This is a genomic window from Sphingobacterium multivorum, assembly GCF_900457465.1.
Classification (GTDB): domain Bacteria; phylum Bacteroidota; class Bacteroidia; order Sphingobacteriales; family Sphingobacteriaceae; genus Sphingobacterium; species Sphingobacterium multivorum.
On sequence record NZ_UAUU01000002.1, the window covers coordinates 866,629 to 885,676 of the forward strand.

General features: G+C 40.8%; 17 protein-coding genes and 4 tRNA genes. 15 read left to right on the top strand and 6 right to left on the bottom strand.

Features of this window, described 5'->3' with window-relative positions:
• Window positions 1-82 precede the first annotated feature (82 nt).
• Window positions 83-1,321 (top strand): thioredoxin family protein, encoded by a 1,239-nt coding sequence (locus tag DTA23_RS03820; RefSeq protein ID WP_112373870.1) that lies wholly within the window; start codon window positions 83-85, stop codon window positions 1,319-1,321.
• A 70-nt stretch (window positions 1,322-1,391) separates the two neighbouring features.
• Complete coding sequence (locus DTA23_RS03825; protein WP_112373871.1) at window positions 1,392-2,612, top strand: thioredoxin family protein; 1,221 nt, start codon at window positions 1,392-1,394, stop codon at window positions 2,610-2,612.
• A 111-nt stretch (window positions 2,613-2,723) separates the two neighbouring features.
• On the opposite strand, the gene DTA23_RS03830 is transcribed toward DTA23_RS03825, so the two are convergent.
• Both DTA23_RS03830 and DTA23_RS28450 read right to left on the bottom strand, forming a co-directional pair.
• A complete protein-coding gene (locus DTA23_RS03830) occupies window positions 2,724-4,718 on the bottom strand; it encodes a prolyl oligopeptidase family serine peptidase (RefSeq protein ID WP_256602735.1) in 1,995 nt (664 codons plus the stop codon).
• Window positions 4,678-4,845, bottom strand: a complete 168-nt coding sequence (locus tag DTA23_RS28450) for a hypothetical protein (protein WP_256602736.1) — start codon at window positions 4,843-4,845, stop codon at window positions 4,678-4,680. Before DTA23_RS28450 ends, DTA23_RS03830 begins: the two co-directional genes overlap by 41 nt.
• A gap of 321 nt (window positions 4,846-5,166) precedes the next feature.
• On the opposite strand from DTA23_RS28450, the gene DTA23_RS03835 reads away from it, so the two are divergent.
• From DTA23_RS03835 to DTA23_RS03880, 10 genes are all read left to right on the top strand, one after another.
• Entirely contained in the window at window positions 5,167-7,335 is a 2,169-nt protein-coding gene (locus tag DTA23_RS03835) for a M1 family aminopeptidase (protein ID WP_112373872.1), read from the top strand.
• A 60-nt stretch (window positions 7,336-7,395) separates the two neighbouring features.
• Complete coding sequence (locus tag DTA23_RS03840; protein WP_112373873.1) at window positions 7,396-8,151, top strand: UDP-2,3-diacylglucosamine diphosphatase; 756 nt, start codon at window positions 7,396-7,398, stop codon at window positions 8,149-8,151.
• Window positions 8,133-8,426, top strand: coding sequence for a cyclic nucleotide-binding domain-containing protein (locus DTA23_RS03845; RefSeq protein ID WP_112373874.1), 294 nt, complete (start codon window positions 8,133-8,135; stop codon window positions 8,424-8,426). Before DTA23_RS03840 ends, DTA23_RS03845 begins: the two co-directional genes overlap by 19 nt.
• A gap of 5 nt (window positions 8,427-8,431) precedes the next feature.
• On the top strand, window positions 8,432-8,722 hold the full coding sequence (locus DTA23_RS03850; protein ID WP_112373875.1) for a Crp/Fnr family transcriptional regulator: 291 nt from the start codon (window positions 8,432-8,434) through the stop codon (window positions 8,720-8,722).
• Between the two features lie 66 nt (window positions 8,723-8,788).
• Complete coding sequence (locus DTA23_RS03855) at window positions 8,789-9,118, top strand: DMT family transporter (RefSeq protein WP_070563291.1); 330 nt, start codon at window positions 8,789-8,791, stop codon at window positions 9,116-9,118.
• Window positions 9,119-9,216: 98 nt separating this feature from the next.
• Window positions 9,217-10,290: a peptide chain release factor 1 gene (gene prfA / locus DTA23_RS03860; protein ID WP_070563288.1), complete on the top strand. Its 1,074-nt coding sequence runs from the start codon at window positions 9,217-9,219 to the stop codon at window positions 10,288-10,290.
• Window positions 10,291-10,363: 73 nt separating this feature from the next.
• A tRNA-Asp gene (locus DTA23_RS03865) sits at window positions 10,364-10,437 on the top strand.
• 59 nt (window positions 10,438-10,496) lie between these two features.
• Window positions 10,497-10,573: transfer RNA gene (locus DTA23_RS03870), tRNA-Asp, on the top strand.
• Window positions 10,574-10,604: 31 nt separating this feature from the next.
• A tRNA-Asp gene (locus DTA23_RS03875) sits at window positions 10,605-10,678 on the top strand.
• Window positions 10,679-10,702: 24 nt separating this feature from the next.
• A tRNA-Asp gene (locus DTA23_RS03880) sits at window positions 10,703-10,779 on the top strand.
• Between the two features lie 63 nt (window positions 10,780-10,842).
• Here DTA23_RS03880 and DTA23_RS03885 read toward each other — a convergent pair.
• The 3 genes from DTA23_RS03885 to DTA23_RS30165 form a co-directional block, all read right to left on the bottom strand.
• On the bottom strand, window positions 10,843-11,064 hold the full coding sequence (locus tag DTA23_RS03885; RefSeq protein ID WP_046672314.1) for a (4Fe-4S)-binding protein: 222 nt from the start codon (window positions 11,062-11,064) through the stop codon (window positions 10,843-10,845).
• Window positions 11,065-11,126: 62 nt separating this feature from the next.
• Window positions 11,127-11,663 carry an MFS transporter gene (locus tag DTA23_RS30160; protein ID WP_370445051.1) on the bottom strand — a complete coding sequence of 179 codons (537 nt, stop codon included), beginning with the start codon at window positions 11,661-11,663 and terminating at the stop codon, window positions 11,127-11,129.
• Window positions 11,626-12,369: an MFS transporter gene (locus tag DTA23_RS30165; RefSeq protein ID WP_370445052.1), complete on the bottom strand. Its 744-nt coding sequence runs from the start codon at window positions 12,367-12,369 to the stop codon at window positions 11,626-11,628. Before DTA23_RS30165 ends, DTA23_RS30160 begins: the two co-directional genes overlap by 38 nt.
• A 70-nt stretch (window positions 12,370-12,439) precedes the next feature.
• On the opposite strand from DTA23_RS30165, the gene DTA23_RS26875 reads away from it, so the two are divergent.
• Window positions 12,440-12,823 (top strand): hypothetical protein, encoded by a 384-nt coding sequence (locus tag DTA23_RS26875; protein WP_146753002.1) that lies wholly within the window; start codon window positions 12,440-12,442, stop codon window positions 12,821-12,823.
• Window positions 12,824-12,898: 75 nt separating this feature from the next.
• Here the strand turns inward: DTA23_RS26875 and DTA23_RS03895 are convergent, their stop codons facing one another.
• A complete protein-coding gene (locus DTA23_RS03895; RefSeq protein WP_070563599.1) occupies window positions 12,899-16,945 on the bottom strand; it encodes a glycoside hydrolase family 2 TIM barrel-domain containing protein in 4,047 nt (1,348 codons plus the stop codon).
• Between the two features lie 383 nt (window positions 16,946-17,328).
• On the opposite strand from DTA23_RS03895, the gene DTA23_RS03900 reads away from it, so the two are divergent.
• Both DTA23_RS03900 and DTA23_RS03905 read left to right on the top strand, forming a co-directional pair.
• Window positions 17,329-17,913, top strand: coding sequence for an RNA polymerase sigma factor (locus DTA23_RS03900; protein ID WP_112373876.1), 585 nt, complete (start codon window positions 17,329-17,331; stop codon window positions 17,911-17,913).
• Between the two features lie 4 nt (window positions 17,914-17,917).
• On the top strand, window positions 17,918-19,033 hold the full coding sequence (locus tag DTA23_RS03905) for a S1 family peptidase (RefSeq protein ID WP_112373877.1): 1,116 nt from the start codon (window positions 17,918-17,920) through the stop codon (window positions 19,031-19,033).
• Window positions 19,034-19,048: the final 15 nt, after the last annotated feature.

Consider the following 19,048-nt stretch of genomic DNA (forward strand, 5'->3'; position numbering starts at 1 on the left):
GAAATTAATACATCAGAGGTGTTTTTGTTTTCAGATTAATTTAATAACTTAAACATAATTATGAATCTTTTGTTGAGTGAGTATGAGAAGTATAATCGCGTTATGCCTTACAATTTTATTCGGGAATTTGGCTCAAGCCCAGACTAAGGGAGTGAAATTTGTAGAAGGGTTGAGTTGGAAGCAGATAAAGGAACGGGCACAAGCTGAGAACAAGTTTATCTTCGTAGAGCTATTTGCAACCTGGTGTGGCCCATGCCAATATATGAGCAATGAGATCTTTCCCCTAGAGCAGGTGGGGCAGCCAATCAATCAGAACTTCATTAGTGTAAAAGTGCAAATGGATTCGACAGAGTCCGACAATGCCAATGTCAAAAAATGGTATGCCGATGCGCGTGCTATTTCCAATGAATACAATATTCAATCCTTTCCCACATTTCTTATCTTTAATCCCGATGGGCAGGCGGTACACCGGATTGTCGGTGCAAGTGATGCTCCCGAATTTGTCGGACATGTGATGGATGGACTAAATCCCGAAACACAGTATTACACGCTGTTAAAAAAATTCGAGAAAAGACCCCAAGATATTTATACGGCCAAGCAGATGCTGAAAGCAGCAAATATCGCTTACGATGAAAATACTGCACGAAAGGCAGAAAATACCTTAGCGAATTCATTGGGTACGGATGAGTTATTCAAAAAAGAAAATGTCCATATTTTATTGGCAGCTGCCAAATTCACCAATTCAAAAGCTTTTAATCTTATTCGCAACAATAAAGAGAAAATCGATATTCTATTAGAGTCTCCAGGTATTGCCAACCGCACCCTGGCTAATGTTGTCGTCAACGAATTATTTCAGATTAAGATTGATGCCAAACATGAACCCAACTGGGATAGTTATCAGAATGAACTCGCTGCAAAATATCCAGACATCGATTTCATCCCGATGTTCAAGAAAATAAAAGCACACTATTACCTTCAGGTGAAGAATTACGTCGCCATGAAGAATACCATCAATGATTACCTTTCGTCAGAAGATTTTACCCCACACCAATTAAATACCTTTGCCTGGACTATTTTTAATAATACAAGTGATACTGCATGTATTGAATCCGCGTTAAGCTGGAGCAAGAAATCCATCCTTGAGGATCCAAGCAGTGCATTTTTGGATACCTATGCAAATCTGCTCTATAAGAAAGGAGAAAAAGAAAAAGCCATAAAGTGGCAAAACAAAGCGATCGAAATGGCCAGTGAGGACGATCGTCCTATCTATCAAGAAACACTGGACAAAATGATGAAAGGAATAAAAACTTGGGAAAACTAAACCTATCCCGACCAATACGAACGATTAAATTAAAAATCCAAAATACCAACATTATGAAAAATTGATTTTAATGCTATTTCTAATTCCAACCCTCCTATTTGCGCAGAGCGAAGGGGTCAAATTTGAGCATGGGCTCAATTGGAGTCAGATTAAAGAAAAAGCAGCTAAAGAAAACAAATTCATTTTTGTAGACTGTTTTACAACCTGGTGTGGCCCCTGTAAATATATGTCGAGTACCATCTTCCCACAAGCCAAAGTAGGCGATTTTTTCAATGCTAAATTTGTCAATGCAAAAATTCAGATGGATAAAACTAAGAATGACAATGAAGATGTAAAATCATGGTACGAAGAGGCCGATCGTTTTGCCAAAGAATATAAAGTTAGAGCCTACCCAACTTTTCTGATCTTTGACTCAAAAGGTACCCTTGTGCATCGTATCGTAGGTGGTGGTGAAGCGGACGATTTTATAGCGAAAGCACAAAAATCACTTGATCCAAATACACAATATGAAACACTATTGGCAAAATTCAATGCCGACCCAACAAATGTAAACATCGCCAAAAGTATGGCTATAGCTGCCAAAGAAGCTTATGATCAAGAGACACAAGCAAAAGCGGAAGGAGTCGTACTGGCGTCCTTGTCTACGGATCAAATCTTTACAAAGGAGAATGTTAGTTTATTACTTTCAGCGGCGAATGTTGTCGATTCTAAGGCTTTTAATTTAATCAAAGACAATCCTGCTAAATTTGATGCCGTTAGTGAAAAACTGAAAGCAAATGACTTCCTCTCCCAACTGTTGGTTAGTAATGCAGTAAACACCAAAATTCGTGCAAAGGAAACAGTTGATTTTACGAGCATAGAAAAAGAATTGGCGCAAAAATATCCGACTGTGAATACAGAGAAAGCAAGTCTCGAAATGCAACCACGTTATTATGGTTATACCAAAAATTACCCTGGTTTAAGAGATAGCTTCAATAAATACATTGCAAAATATGGTTCAACCATTACCGCTGCAGAACTAAACAACATGGCGTGGTCCATTTTTGAAAACTGCAATGACCCAGCGTGCCTAAAAGCAGCAGCTGAATGGAGCAAATTATCCAACGAAAAAGAAAAAGATGCACCCATGTATTTAGACACTTTTGCAAACATATTATATCGCCTTGGAGAAAAAGAAAAAGCAATTAAAACGCAAGAAAAAGCGATCTCACTCATTACCGATGCTACTCAAAAAGAAGAATATGTAGCAACATTACAAAAAATGAAAAAGGGTGAAAAGACCTGGCAATAAGAAGATATTCGAATAGTCAATGAATAAAAAAAGCCGCAATCAAATTATTGATCGCGGCTTTTTTATGGAGAACAAGACAGACAATATGTTGAGTCTTTGACTGCTGTCCGCTTATTTTAATTCTTTAATACCCATATTCCAAAGGGCAAAAGCATATTTATCAACTGTACTATTGATCAGGACTTCTGTTGACCTTCCCGCACCGTGACCAGCTTTTGTCTCAATACGAATCAATACAGGATTATCACAAGCTTGTTTTGCCTGTAGTTCGGAAGCAAACTTATAGGAGTGCGCCGGTACCACCCGATCATCATGATCTCCCGTAAAGACCATCGTCGCTGGGTAACAAACTCCAGTTTTCACATTGTGCACCGGAGAATATGCTTTCAGATAGTCAAACATTTCTTTGCTATCATTGACTGTACCATAATCATAGGACCAACCTGCACCGGCTGTGAAGGTATGATAACGCAACATGTCCAAAACACCAACCTCAGGAAGTGCGACCTTGGCTACTTTGGGATCTATTGTCATTGTTGCGCCCACGAGCAAACCACCATTGGATCCTCCCGATAAAGCGGTGTACTCGGGTGATGTATAACCATTCTCCTGAAGATAATGTGCGGCGGCAATAAAATCATTAAACACATTCAACTTATTGAACTGTCTGCCGCCATCATGCCATTTCTGACCATATTCGCCGCCCCCACGTAAATTCGGAATAGCATAAACACCGCCATTTGCCAACCACACCGCAACGGAAGTACTAAAGGCAGGTGTCAAGCTGATATTAAAGCCGCCATAACCATACACAATCGTCGGGTTTTTCCCATTCAAGACAATCCCCTTTTTGTACGTAATAATCATCGGAACCTTAGTACCATCTTTGGATGTGTAGAAAACCTGTTTCGATTCATACTGATCGGAATCAAACTTCACCTTAGGTTTGATATAGAGTGCAGACTGACCAGAATTCACGTCAAACTTATAACTTGAAGAAGGCGTAATGTAATTTGAAAAACCAAAATAGATTTCTTTTTCCTTTTCTTGCCCGAAAAACCACTCGCTGTGCCTACACCTGGCAATTCTATTTGCCGAATCTTTTACCGGTATAATCATATGAATCACAACTGAAACCGCATCTTTCAAATAATTTGCAAAAAGATAACCACCTCCGGTGCTGATCGAAAGCACATTTTCAGTTTCTGGAATAACATCTTTCCAGTTCTCCTTTGCAGGATTCTTCAAATCCACTCTTACCAAACGGTTGTTGGCAGCCTTGTAGTTTGTCTCCAATAAGAAACTATCCCCAATATTGTCAACGACACCTGTATTGGCATCAAAATGATCTTGTAGGCAGACAATCTTGCTATTCGGTTGCTGGAGATCCTGATAATAAAGTTCATTTCCTGTTGTCGTATTTGCAGCTGAAATAATCAGGTAACGTTGATCGTCTGTTAATGAAGCACCGACATAACGTCTCGGTGTTGCAGCACCGCCAAAAACCAATTTATCTGTAGACTGAGCTGTTTTAAGTTTATGGTAGTATAATTTATGTTGGTCTGTTTTTTCAGAAAGTTCAGATCCCTTTGGCTTATCGTAACTCGAATAATAAAAACCATCGTTTCCTTTCCAAGCAATACCAGAGAATTTGACATCTACTAATGTTTCTCCCACAGGCGCCTTATCTTTGGCATTCAGTACAATGACTTTCCGCCAGTCCGATCCCCCTTCAGAAATAGAATAGGCGACTAAACTCCCATCCTTTGAAAACGAAACATCGGCCAATGAAGTCGACCCATCTTTCGAGAACGTATTTGGGTCCAAGAAAACTTCTTCTGCTCCTCCCTCCCCTAGTTTACGGTAGAGGACAGCATGTTGCTGCAAGCCATTATTCTTAAAAAAATAAGTGTACTCGCCTTCCTTAAACGGGGTTCCTATTTTTTCATAATTCCATATTTCGGTTAATTGATCTTTTAATTTTGTACGGAATGGAATAGCATTCAAGTAGTCAAAAGTCACTTTATTCTCTGCCTGTACCCAGCTTTTTGTTTCAGCTGAACGATCATCTTCCAACCAGCGGTAAGGATCGGCTATCTTTTTCACCCCAAAATTCATCCACGACGGTTCCTTTATTTGTCGTCGGATATGTCAACTGTTGTCCATAGCCAGTCGTCGCTGTACCTGCCATACCTATCATCATTAGGATAAGACCAAAATTCTTATTTATCATAAAACCTTATACTTGTTTCAACCAATCTAAGTTTTATTCACTTAGCATTTGAAAATTCAATTTGAGTTGAATATAAACAAATTTATCGACCTCTTACCTACCTCAGGCAGTTCTTTCTCTTCCTCGAATAATAACTAAAAAGCCTAGATTCATCACTTCCCGCTTGTCCTTTACGTTAGCATCCAAACTACCTAAATCAAAGCGAATAAATAAACAAAACATGGGCCGCTCATAGTAGCATTAGACACATTTCTGCAGCGTATATTTTTATCACAACCGAAATTTCTTTAGATTTATTTAAATCTTGAAAATACTATAACCATGTTTAAAAAAGTCATATACCTTTCTTTGTCGATTTCCATTCTTCAAATCGGAATAAGCGAAGCACAACAATTACCTATAGATCAGCAATATCGAGCCACTCCTACCAAGATCAACGATCTTGTCCACACCAAACTCGATGTACGTTTTGACTATACAAACCAATTTCTGAATGGCAAAGAATGGGTCACTTTACAACCCTATTTCTACCCAACAGACTCCCTCCGCCTTGACGCAAAAGGCATGGATATTAAACAGGTATCTTTGGTCAATGGCACACAAATGATTCCCTTGAAATATACCTATGATGATCACTCTCTACTGATTAAGCTCGACCGGAATTACCTTGCAAAGGAGCAATATACAGTATACCTCGATTATACCGCAAAGCCCAATTTATTGAAGGCGCAGGGCAGTGCAGCAATCAACGATGCTAAGGGGCTTTATTTTATCAATCCAGATGAACGCACACCCAACAAACCTCGTCAAATATGGACACAGGGCGAGACTGAAGCATCATCAGCCTGGTTCCCGACAATTGATCGCCCCAACCAAAAGACGACGGCTGAAATCTCCATGACCGTTCTTGACAATTACGTCAGTTTATCGAACGGTGCATTGAGCAATCAACAGAAAAATAGTGATGGTACACGTACAGATACCTGGAAAATGGATTTACCACATGCCCCATATCTATTTATGATGGCCGTTGGTGATTTTAAAATCTATCAGGACAAATACAACAATATCCCCGTTGACTACTACCTTGAACCGAAGTATGCACCCTATGCCAAAGATATCTTCGGAAAGACACCGGCCATGATGGATTTTTACAGCAAGACTCTAGGCGTTCCTTACCCTTGGAATAAGTATGCACAGATTGTCTGTCGCGATTATGTCTCAGGCGCCATGGAAAATACAAGTGCAACCCTACATGGTGAACATGTACAAAAGACGAAACGCGAATTGTTGGACGATAATCAGGAGGGAACGATTGCCCATGAACTGTTTCACCAGTGGTTTGGCGATTTGGTAACAGCAGAATCTTGGTCCAATTTGACCATGAATGAATCTTTCGCTACTTTCGGCGAGGTTATCTGGCGTGAGCACGATGGTGGTAAAGATCGTGGCGATAAATCTAGATTTGAAAAACTCCAGTCTTATCTCAAATCGACAAAAAATGGAAAAAGTCCGACTTTAGCCCGTTATTATTATCATGATAAAGAAGATATGTTTGATAATATCAGCTATGCAAAAGGTTCATTGATTCTCTATGCTTTAAAAGAACAAATGGGTGATGAAGCGTTCTATCAATCGCTGAAAAAATATTTGACAGACAATTCCTTTAAAACCGGCGAACCGCAACAGCTCCGTCTAGCGATGGAAGAGGTGACCGGAAAAGACTGGGCTCCGTACTTCAATCAATGGTATTACCAAGGTGGGCATCCAATTTTGAAAATCACGACAAGAAACGGAGAGAACAGTATCATCCTGAATGTAGCCCAAATTCAAGATTCAACCGTGCAGACATTCCAGCTTCCCTTAGCCGTCGATATCTATACGAAAAATGGGAAGATCAGACTGACCTTTCAACTCAACAAGCGGAATGCCCAATTTATGATTCCTTTACCTGCTGCTGTTGAATTTATTGATGTCGATCCCGAAAAAACACTCGTTGGTCAAATTCAAATCGATAAGTCAGATGCCGACTATCTGTATCAATATGAGCATGCACCTTCATTTGCTAACCGCGTCGGTGCGATTGCATACGCCTCAAAAAATCCGACAAATTTCATCAGCCAGCAAATCTTAACAAAAGCATTGGCGGATACCGATGCGGATCTTGCTGCAACAGCAATTCAAGGGCTCGATTTAAGCAATCCCACGGTTCGCAAATCAACAGAAAAAACAATCTTGACACTTGCAGAGAAATCCGAAGCCTCTGTCATCCGCGCCTCTGCGATTCAAAAGCTCGCACAGACAAAAGATAAAAAATACAAAAGTCTAATTCTGAACGCTGTAAATGACAAATCTTATATGGTTATCGCAAGTTCAATCATGGCGATAAAAAGTGCTTATCCCGATCAACTTCAGCAGTCTTTGAAGCGCATTGATCCCGATGCCACGGAATATCTAAAGGCGCTCATCACCGAATTATCGAAATCATAGCAAATTATATTGTGGCGGCGAATTTTGTATTCGCCGCCATTTTTTTTTAGTTTTGGCCACATGTCAACAAGAACAAAAATTTATTTTGCCTCCGACTTTCATCTTGGATCTTACCCCTTGGAACGTTCACGGGAAAGGGAGCTGCAAATTATACAGTGGCTGGACCAGATCAAAACAGATGCTGCACAGCTCTATCTTGTTGGTGATATTTTTGATTTCTGGTTTGAATATGCCACGGTTGTCCCGAAAGGCTATATCCGCTTTTTGGGTAAATTAGCCGAAATTTCGGATCTCGGCATTCCCATTACTTTATTTAAAGGAAACCACGATATGTGGATGTTTGACTACCTCAAAAAGGAATTAAATGTTCAGATCATCGACAATGAGCTGGAATTAAAACTCAACGGAAAACACTTTTATATTCACCACGGCGATGGATTAGGTTCGGGTGATTACAAATACAAGGTACTCAAGAAAGTATTTCGGAGCCGTCTCTGCCAATGGTTATTTGCGCGGTTGCACCCAAATTTTGGAATCGGAATCGCGACACGCTGGTCCAAACATAGTAGGCTTTCGAATAATGAGGACGAAAAGTTTTTGGGTGAAGACAAAGAATGGCTGATTGGCTATGCAAAGGAGCTGGAGTCAACCCAACATCACGACTATTATATCTTTGGCCATAGACATCTTCCCTATGATGTTGAACTCAACTCCAAAAGCCGTATTCTAAATTTAGGGGAATGGATCAATTACCATACCTATGCAGTATGGGATGGTGAAACTTTACGTTTGGAAAAATGGGCGAGCAAATCCTAATTTCTTTATCCGATTGCCTGAACGGTTACCACTTTCTAACGCCTGAAAGTGCTGTAAAATTGGAGCAGGTCAGTACGAAAATCACAGCGAAAAGAAATAGCCTGCTGATCGAACAGGACAAAATTCAAAAAAATCTCTATTTTCTGGCTTCCGGATTAGCCCGCGTTTACTACGAGACGGCCAACCGTCAGATTACCTTGGATTTCGTTTCACCCGGTGGAACGCTCATATCCATGAATAGTTATGTCCATGATACCCCGGGTTATGAAATATAGACCTTTTGGAGGACAGTGTTGTTTATCAGATAGACCAAAAGCAACTTTTTGATCTCTACGAAAGTGATATTGCCATTGCCAACTGGGGAAGAAAGATGGCTGAACTTGAATTTATCAAGGCCGAGCAACGAACCATGTCCAAGCTCTTTAATACTGCCCAAGAGCGCTATGCCGAGTTACTTCAAAAATACCCTCAATATATTCAACGGATCAAACTTGGTTACATCGCCTCCTATCTCGGTGTCAGTCAGGTTACCCTAAGCCGGATTCGCGCAAATATTCACACAAATTTTTAACATTTGTAAGAATTATTATCGCCCTAAAGCCGGATCTTTGTATCGAAACAAAAAATCAAAAAAGATATGAACTGGGTATTTTTAATATTGGGTGGATTATGTGAAATCGGCTTTACGACCTGCTTAGGTAAAGCCAAAGATGCGACCGGAAATGCGCAATGGCTCTGGTACGGTGCCTTTGTCGTATTCTTATTTGCAAGTATGGGCTTATTGATCAAAGCTACACAGACACTTCCCTTAGGCACAGCTTATGCTGTTTGGACCGGAATAGGTGCAGTAGGTACCGTTTTAATGGGAATCATCTTCTTTAAGGAGCCCGCAGATTTTTGGCGCATATTCTTTATTTTCACGCTGATTGCTTCCATCGTGGGACTAAAAGCAGTTTCCTCTCATTAATAGCAGGCTAGGTTGTTTAAAAGCAACAAAATTTCCTTACTTTTGTACACTCAATAGTAATCTAGGTCATACATTCCTAGAAGAAGCATTTTTGATATATGTTAGATAAATTACAAGCGATAAAAGAAAGATGGGAAGAAGTGGAAGCTGAATTGAGCAACCCTGATACCATGCAAGATATGAAACGTTTTGCCAAATTGAATAAAGAGTACAAAGATTTGGGCAAAATCGTGGATCAGTACCATATTTACAAGAATATGGTGAGTAATATTGATACCAATAAGGACATCATCATGAACGAGAAGGATCAAGAACTTCGTGAGATGGCTAAAGAAGAATTGGATCTTTTATACGTAGCAAAAGAAGAAAAAGAAGAAGAAATTCGCTTAATGTTGATTCCTAAGGATCCTGAAGATGCGAAAAATGCCATTATCGAAATTCGTGGTGGATCAGGTGGTGATGAAGCAGCCTTATTCGCTGGCGACCTTTACCGCATGTACACACGTTATTTCGAAACCAAAGGCTGGCGCAACGAAGTAATGGACGTTACCGAAGGAACTTCTGGCGGTTATAAGGAGGTGATCTTAAAAGTCATCGGTGAAGACGTTTACGGACAATTGAAATACGAATCAGGTGTACATCGTGTACAACGCGTTCCGGATACGGAGACACAGGGTCGTGTACATACTTCTGCAGCATCTGTTGCAGTTCTTCCTGAAGCTGAAGATGTCGATGTTGAGATCAATCCGGGTGATATTGAATTACAGACTTCCCGTTCAGGTGGTGCTGGTGGACAGAACGTCAACAAGGTTGAAACAAAAGTGCAGTTGACGCATAAACCAAGTGGTATCGTTGTGGTTTGTCAGGTAGAACGTTCCCAATTAGCCAACCGTGAGTTAGCGATGGAGATGTTGCGGAACAAACTTTACGAGCTCGAGTTGAACAAAAAGAACGGCGACATCGCTGCAAAAAGAAAAACTTTGGTATCTACTGGAGACCGTTCGGCAAAAATTCGTACCTATAACTACCCACAAGGTCGCGTAACGGAGCACCGTATTGGAATGACGATGTACAACTTACCGGCAATTATGGACGGTGATATTCAAGGTATTATCGATGCATTGCAGTTTGCGGAGAATGCAGAGAAGATGAAAGACGGTCAAGTAGATTAGTTTTTTTTCAAAAAATCTTTGCAGATACGTAAACAAACGCTATATTTGCACACCTTCTGAGGAGAAGGGTTGAGGTCTGGTAGTTCAGCTGGTTAGAATACATGCCTGTCACGCATGGGGTCGCGGGTTCGAGTCCCGTCCAGACCGCTTCAAAAGAGAGAGAAATCTCATATGTTCTTTAACAAAATAAGTTTTTAAGATTTTTAGGTCTGGTAGTTCAGCTGGTTAGAATACATGCCTGTCACGCATGGGGTCGCGGGTTCGAGTCCCGTCCAGACCGCCAAAAATTATTAAAAACAATCCTTAAGATTTTAGGTCTGGTAGTTCAGCTGGTTAGAATACATGCCTGTCACGCATGGGGTCGCGGGTTCGAGTCCCGTCCAGACCGCTAAAATTTTAAAAACACATTGTTGGTCTGGTAGTTCAGCTGGTTAGAATACATGCCTGTCACGCATGGGGTCGCGGGTTCGAGTCCCGTCCAGACCGCCAACAAGAAAAGCATCATTTATAATTAAATGATGCTTTTTTTTTGCCTTAACAATACAACAACTATTATTTTTTCAATTCGTACTGAAGTGCTCCAGAAGGGCAATGCTTGATCTGTTCAATCAATTCCGCTGTACTGGCATTTTGGGCTGTGATCCAAGGCCTATCTTTCGGATGATACACATTTGGGAGACTCTTCACGCAAACCGCAGCATGTGCACAGCGTTCAGGTATCCAAAGAACGGTTATCTCTCCATTTGGATGTGGATATCTAACTATTTTTTCCATAATTCCATCTCTCTTTAGCAATTTATATTTTAAGAACTAATAACGATAAGAACAATTTTGTTTTAAGAATTGGCTTTTCGCTTTTTAATCATACTGCTCACCCGGTAGATCATAAAAATACCGATGATAGAGAGCAGAATCACACTCATCCCCAATGTAGGATAATGTTCCAAGGGGCTTTCTTTTGTTTCTTGAACAATGATTACACCTGCTAGCGAAGCTGCCACACCTCCTGCCAGCTGCTGCAACGATGAACTGATACTCATAAATGCACCCCGATCTTTCATCTCCGGAACAGCCGTGATCAAAGCGGAAGAAGGCGTCATCCGACTTAAAATGCCCGCCATCATTAAAATGTTTAAGATAACAACAATATAAAATGGAGTAACGCCTAGGTTCGTGTAGATAAATACGACAACCATGAGCCAAAGGGAAGCGAACGCGAAAATCTTAAACTTATCGTAACGGTCGCTCAATTTTCCGACGATAGGCATAATAATCAATGAAGCGATACCCGAAATCATAAACAACATCGGCAGCTGCTCGTGGCTAACTTTGAGGTTATTGACTGCAAAAGCACTTCCAAAAGGCATCATCATATAACCTCCAATGGATAGCAAGGCTGTTGCAGCAAAGCCGATACGATATTCTCGCTGTGAAAAAAGTCAGCCAAAGGTGCTTTAACGCAGATTGATGTTTCTGAAGACCGATATGTGCTGTAATCGGAATGAGTTTAATTGCAATGATAATGACAATAATTAAAGCCATCACGGCAATCCATAAAAAGGCACTATGCCAGCCCCAATTGTTTGCGATATACAGACCTATCGGAATGCCTAGGACCTGGCTGGCGCCAAAGCCCATCTGTACAAAGCCCATCACACGTCCACGTTGCTGAAGCGTAAAGATATCGGTGATAATAGCCATGGAGATCGAACCAATGACCCCTCCAAAGAGGCCCGTGATAATTCGAGCAGCGACCAAAGTCCAATAATCGTTGGCAAAACTACAGCAGAAAGTTCCGATAATAAAGCCAGAATAGAAAAAAAGCAGCAGCTTCTTTCGATCAAAACGATCGGCAAAACCCGCGGTAAGCAGCCCCGAAGCACCCGCGCTAAAAGCATAGGCCGAAACCGCAATGCCAAATTGAGCTGGTTTGAGATCGATGGCTTTCATCAGGATATCCCCCATCGGTGACATCACCATAAAATCAAGCACGACCGTAAATTGTGTCATGGCCAATAAAAAGACCACCAGTTTTTGGTATGCCGTAAAAGGCGCATTATCAAGTTTATTTATTTCCATACTGTCCGGTTTGCCTCGGTTTAAACTGGCCTAAAAATACAGAAGTGCGCGAACATTATATGTAATAAGTTTGCAAAATTATCGCCCGAGACCTTACCTTACCTTACCTTACCTTACCTTACCTTACCTTACCTTACCTTACCTTACCTTACCTTACCTTACCTTACCTTACCTTACCTTACCTTACCTTACCTTACCTTACCTTACCTTACCTTACCTTACCTTACCTTACCTTACCTTACCTTACCTTACCTTACCTTACCTTACCTTACCTTACCTTACCTTACCTTACCTTACCTTACCTTACCTTACCTTACCTTACCTTACCTTACCTTACCTTACCTTACCTTACCTTACCTTACCTTACCTTACCTTACCTTACCTTACCTTACCTTACCTTACCTTACCTTACCTTACCTTACCTTACGTGAAACGAAACGATCGCACTATTTAATCTTATCCTAGGTCGCCAACAAAAAAGCCAGCACCTGTTTGACAGGTGCTGGCTCAATATGCGATTTAAAGCAAATTATTCAGCGATAACAGCAAATTCAGCTCCGGAAGCATAATCATCACCACGTTGGGAGTTAAGTCCTGTAAAGCGGATATAACGTCCTTTCACAGGCTTTTCGAATCGAACAGTTTTTAATTTTTTATTCCGTTCAAAAGATCCGGACATCACATCTTCCCAGTTCTTCCCATCTTTACTCACCTGGATCTTATAATCCTTGATATCACCATTCGGTCCATCCTGTCTTGGTAGAAAAGTGAAGCCCTTAATTGTTTTGCTACTTCCAGCATCAAAATCAACCCAATGTGGATACTGTGCTACGGTAACCGAATACATCGTATGCCAAATCGAGGAAGGATCTCCATCCAATAGGTTCTTGGCATCCCCTTCACCAGTCTCCTGACTTGAAGCAAAAACAACCTCCATTGGAATGGTTTCGATTTTAGTGTATTGTTGTGTTACCTTCAATTTTTCATTTTGTTGATACCAAGCCGTTACTGTACCACCGGCGCGTAAGTCAAAAGGCGCTTTATAAACACTTGCCTTTGCATTGTTCAAACTGTATAATACGGTCTCATTTTTATTTCCCGATTGAATAGAAACTTCTCCATTTGAACTTCTTGCCAACGAAATGGGCGCGTCACCGGCAGTCGCTACCTGAGCCTTTGCTATCATATCATTGTTCTGAATCGGACGGATAATGAAACCGATAGCCGTTGGTACTGCTTTCACACGGTCCTTTTCTAACGGTGGCCCTTGTCCACAGCTATTACCACCAAGTCCTGTTACAGCTGCATCAAGATGCACGTGTACGCCCGAACTTTTTGGTAATTGATAAGGGTGCGGTGCAAAGGTCAACTCAAGCTCACTATAGTCCAAAGCGGATGTTGATAAATGCTCTTTCGCAATAAAAACAACTCCCTGTCCAGCATTATTTGTCAATGCTGTCCAACGCACATCCTCATTGTTACTCATATTTTGCGGATTAGGCCATGGCACAAACTGATCTTTTACAGTGCTTTTGTGCAATTCAATAAATTGTGCTGTCTTCCGATCAGCATAATTATTGATCGGTCCACGTCCATAATAACTATAATTGCCATACTCGGTCGGTAATTGCAAAGCATATCCCAATCGAGCTAATACAACACTTGCATTATTGGATGTAATACTCGACGACAATTCAATAGAGCCATCCTTATAAATTGTCCAGATCTGATTGCTTGTAAATTTAAAATCATCTTTGCCAAAAGGCTTATCCGTATGCTCTTTAAGCGTGTAGGTTCCCGAAGTTCCCCCCAACAAAGACGCGCCATATGGAGCTTGCGATTCAACCGTAAACGCCAATACAACTGTTCCATCTTTCTTGGTATAACTGTTTGAAGACAAAACCTTATGTTTAAGGTTATGTAATCCTTTTTCAAACCATTGTTGGTAAGCCCAGTTGTCATTGTCAACCGGAGCACGTAGTGCATCCAATTTTGGGCCTTCGCCATCGCGGATAACTTGTTTACCGGCATATGTTAGATTATATATCGAGCCTGTTTTATTGTCAAACTTCGCGATAAACTGATCTCCTTTCACCACCTGCAAATCACCCTCTTTGGAAAGCGACGGAGCCCCTCCTTGTGCAACAGCGGAAATCAACGGTTTATTTTCAGCCGCTTTGACAAACAGTTGTTCCTCCATTTGAACAAAACCTTTGGCCGCCCAAGGTCGATCTGTATTGAGAATAAACTGTACTTTTACAAAATACTCCGATCCCGCATCTAACTGCGCATAATTTATCGGCAATATAAGCTGCTTGCGTTGGCGCGCTGTCGGCAAATCAGCGGCACTGATTGTACCTGCACTATTTTTTACTTCTACCCCATCCTTATATAGCGACCATTGAACCTGATAATCGGATAGATCTTTAAAATAATTTTTATTGAAAAGCTCAATTTTCCCCTGTTGAATATCAACAGCCTTTACGCCCGCATTTTGGTACACTTTCTTGACCTCAAAATACTGTGGTTTAGGTTTCATATCGGCAAAGATCAACCCATTATTGACAAAGGTTCCATCATTGGGTTTGTCTCCAAAGTCGCCGCCATAAGCGAGAAAGCGTTCGCCGGTCTTCTTATCGTAATAATACATAGCCTGATCAATCCAATCCCAAATGGCACCGCCCATAAAGAAGTTGGTCGATTCGATGGCTTCCCAATAATCAATTAGGTTACCAACGGCATTACCCATGGAATGTGAATACTCCGAGATATGAAATGGATATTTCAATTTGTAAGTGCCTTTTACAGCTCCTCTTACCCAGTCTATTGAGGGGTATTGATTGGAGCCCATATCAACGATTGTATTGTTACGCTCGTATTGAACAGGTCTTGACGTATCGATTTTCTTGATAGCCTGATAGGCGGCCACGAAATTATCACCCGGACCGGCTTCATTTCCTAAAGACCAGATAACCACTGCCGGATGGTTGATGGTCGAATGCACCATCTCGATATTACGGGCTACATGGGCATTTTTCCATTCAGGAACATGAGAAAGAGACTCTTTGCCATAATAATATTCATGGCTTTCGATATTGGCCTCATCCTCGAGATAAATTCCATATTTATCGCATAAATAATACCAATAAGCAGGTTCTGGATAATGCGAATTCCGGACATGGTTGATATTCGCCCGTTTCATTAATTTCACCTCAGCTTCCATCTGTTCTCTGGTCACTACTTTGCCATGTTCAGGATTGGTTTCATGACGGTTGACGCCTTTCAGTTTCACCGTCTTACCATTGACATAATAATAACGTCCGGACAAGCCAAATTCATCATCCGCAGCCTTGGTATCTTTAATCTCAACCTTTCTAAATCCAACATAGGTAGAAATAGTCTCAACCGTTTTGTTCTTTTTATCCTTCAATTCAGCCACCAAAGTATACCGATAAGGTAATTCGGCAGACCATTTATCCGGATTTTTGACGTTCAACGTTGCGGCGACGCTATTAGAAACTTGACCATCCAGGGCTGGCACAGCTGATGAAGCTTCTGTCTGATCAACAAGGGTATTCTCGTCACTGTATAGCTTATTTTTATAAAGTGAATAAACTACTTTATACCCTTCAGCTTTCTTACTACCCAGATTGCGTACAGTACTCGTAATTTTCAACGAACCATTTTCGTAATTGCTGTCCAAGTCTGGAATGGCCGCTAAATCGCGAATCTGAACTTTTGGCGTTGAAGTAAGCGAAACATCCCGAAATATCCCGGGCAATCTAAACATATCCTGATCTTCCAAAAAGGAAGCGTCCGAACTCCGGTAAACTTCAACAGCCAACACATTTTCAGCACCCTTTTTTAAGTAAGGCGAGATATTGAAAGATGCGACGTTTCTGGAATTTTTTGAAAATCCGACATATTTGCCATTTATCCACAGGTAGAAAAAGGAGTCTACACCATCAAAATTGATAAATACCTCACGACCGTCCCAATGAGTAGGTACTGTAAAGTTACGTCGGTACGATCCTACTTCATTACGGTAGACATAAGTTGTCCAATCTTGGGCTGGCGTCCGCATAACTCCACCGCGCCAATCATCGACCTTTACTTGATGATGAAAGATCACACGTTGATTGGTATAAATAGGTACACCATATTTTAAGCTTCCATCCTTCTGTATACCATAAATATTCCAGCTCATAGGGACTGGAACAGATTCCCAGGCACCCACATTATAATTCGGGTCATAAAAGTCCTTTGGTCGCTCTTCCGGGGTCTTTACCCAGTTAAACTTCCAGGATCCATTGAGCGAAAGCCAATAGTTACTATGCTCGGGAAGTACTTTTCGCGCACTTTCTACGTTCTGAAAGGAGAAGAACGACGCATGCGGCAACTCCTTATTAAGTGATAATAATTGAGGCGATTCCCATTCATTCCCTTTTGGAGCCGTTGTGGCTCCATACTGGAAACCGTCGATAGATGACGTAATCGTTTGCCCTATCGTGACGGTAGTGTCCAGCGACAGCAATGAGGCTAGAATCGTTGAAAAAATAACAGAGTTTCTTAACATAATGTAATTAAGCAATTTAGTCCAGGAAACCAAATGTAACTTCATTTTGTAGTAATAACAAGCAGATTATTAAAGCACTCGATTGCGAAACTTTTTCGATACAAAAAAGATCATATCGAACTTTAAAATTGTTCTATAGGTTCTCCATTTGAGGATCGTACATAAAACAATGTAAAAACGTAAAAAATTGACCCGGCGAAAAATAACGATGTCCTCCCAAAAGAAGCTGATTCCAATAAAAAACAAATGCTTTCGGTTTCAAGGAATAAGCCTTATTTTTGGGGATAGATTTCACTTTAAACAAATAAAAGTTTACGTTTGAAAATATTTCGAAGAATTTTATTTTTCAAAGGGTTACAATTTAAGCATTAAGGTATTAATAGGTGAGTAAATTCAGTAAATCAGTCCTGCTAGAAAATGATGAGCAAATCATTGAAGGCATCAAAGACGGCAACAGCTTGGCGATAGATGCTATCTACAAGCGGTACTATCCGTCTATAAGCCATATGATCTTGCAAAACAATGGAAGTGAGGATGAAGCGAAAGATATTTTTCAAGAAGCTGTCATTGTGCTCTACGATAAAGTTACCAAAGGGAACTTTGAGCTCAGCAGCAAACTTAAAACATATCTTTACTCGATTTGCAGAAGGCTTTGGCTTAAGCAACTCAATCGTGCTGGTTTTGGCAACAGTGACATTAGCGGTTATGAAGATTCCTTATTTGAGGAAGAAGATCTACAACAGCATCAAGAACTTGAAAAGAAGTTCGACCAAATGGAACTTGCCTTAGAGAAAATGGGAGAACCTTGTAAGACAATCTTACATGATTTCTACATCTTAAACCATTCGATGCAGGACATCTGTGATAAATTTGGTTATACCAATACAGATAATGCCAAGACTCAGAAGTATAAATGCCTACAACGGCTGAAAAAAATATTTTTTTTCAACAGATTAAAATTAGTGTAACACCATGGGAACAATGAATCAAAAAGAATTTTTCGAATTAGCAGACCAGTATCTTCGCGGCGAATTATCGGCCGAAGAAAAAGCTGCATTTGAATCTTTTTGTGCTGATCAGCCCTCCTATGCTGCCCAATTACAACAACACCGCGAATTTGTTGCCAATATGAAAGAAACCAGTCAACGGCTGGATTTCAAAAATGCTTTAGCACAATCAGCAAAAGAATACCATAAAACCCAAAACAAACCCGCAAAGGTAGTTCCTATAAAACAATCAGCGGTAATTTCACTTTGGGAACGCATCAAAGCAAGTTCTTTAGTGGCTGCAGTGGTAGCGGTATTTGCAGTATTTGGCACATTATGGCTGAGCGGTTATTACAGCAACCTCGAGAAAGCATCTTCCGATTACAGTGCATTACGTAGAGACATGAACAATGTCAAAAAGAACGTCAACGCACACAACGCTGCTATCAGGGATATCAATGACAAAAAATCTGTAAAAGGTACCGAAAGCCAGTTTGGTGCAACAGGATTTATGTTGACGACAGATGGCTATGTCGTCACCAATTACCATGTCATTAGCGGGGCTGATTCGATCTATTTACAAAATAGTAAAGGCGAATCGTATAAAGCACAAATCGTACACACCGATCCAAGCAAAGACTTGGCGATCTTATACATCACAGATAAGACCTTTAAGAAAGCTAAAAGCTTACCTTACACGTTCAAAACGTCGACTTCAGATCTTGGTGAAGATATTTATACGATCGGGTTTCCTCGGGACGAAGCAGTATATGGTCAGGGATACCTAAGTTCATCAACAGGTTATGCCGGTGATACCATCGCTTATCAGATCTCCGTACCTGTCAATCCAGGTAACAGTGGCGGTCCGGTATTGGATAGCAGAGGTAATGTGATTGGTATTATTTCCGGAAAACAACGTGGCATAGATGGTGCCGCCTTTGCAATCAAAACGAAATCAATCTTGAACGCCTTAGCGGACATACCAAGTGATTCACTGGTTACCGGTCTTAAGATCAACAAAAAGAATAGCTTGGCAGGTTTACCAAGAACAGAACAAATCAAGAAAATGCAAGACTATATCTACATGGTTAAAGTCTATTAGGAGGCATTTATAACT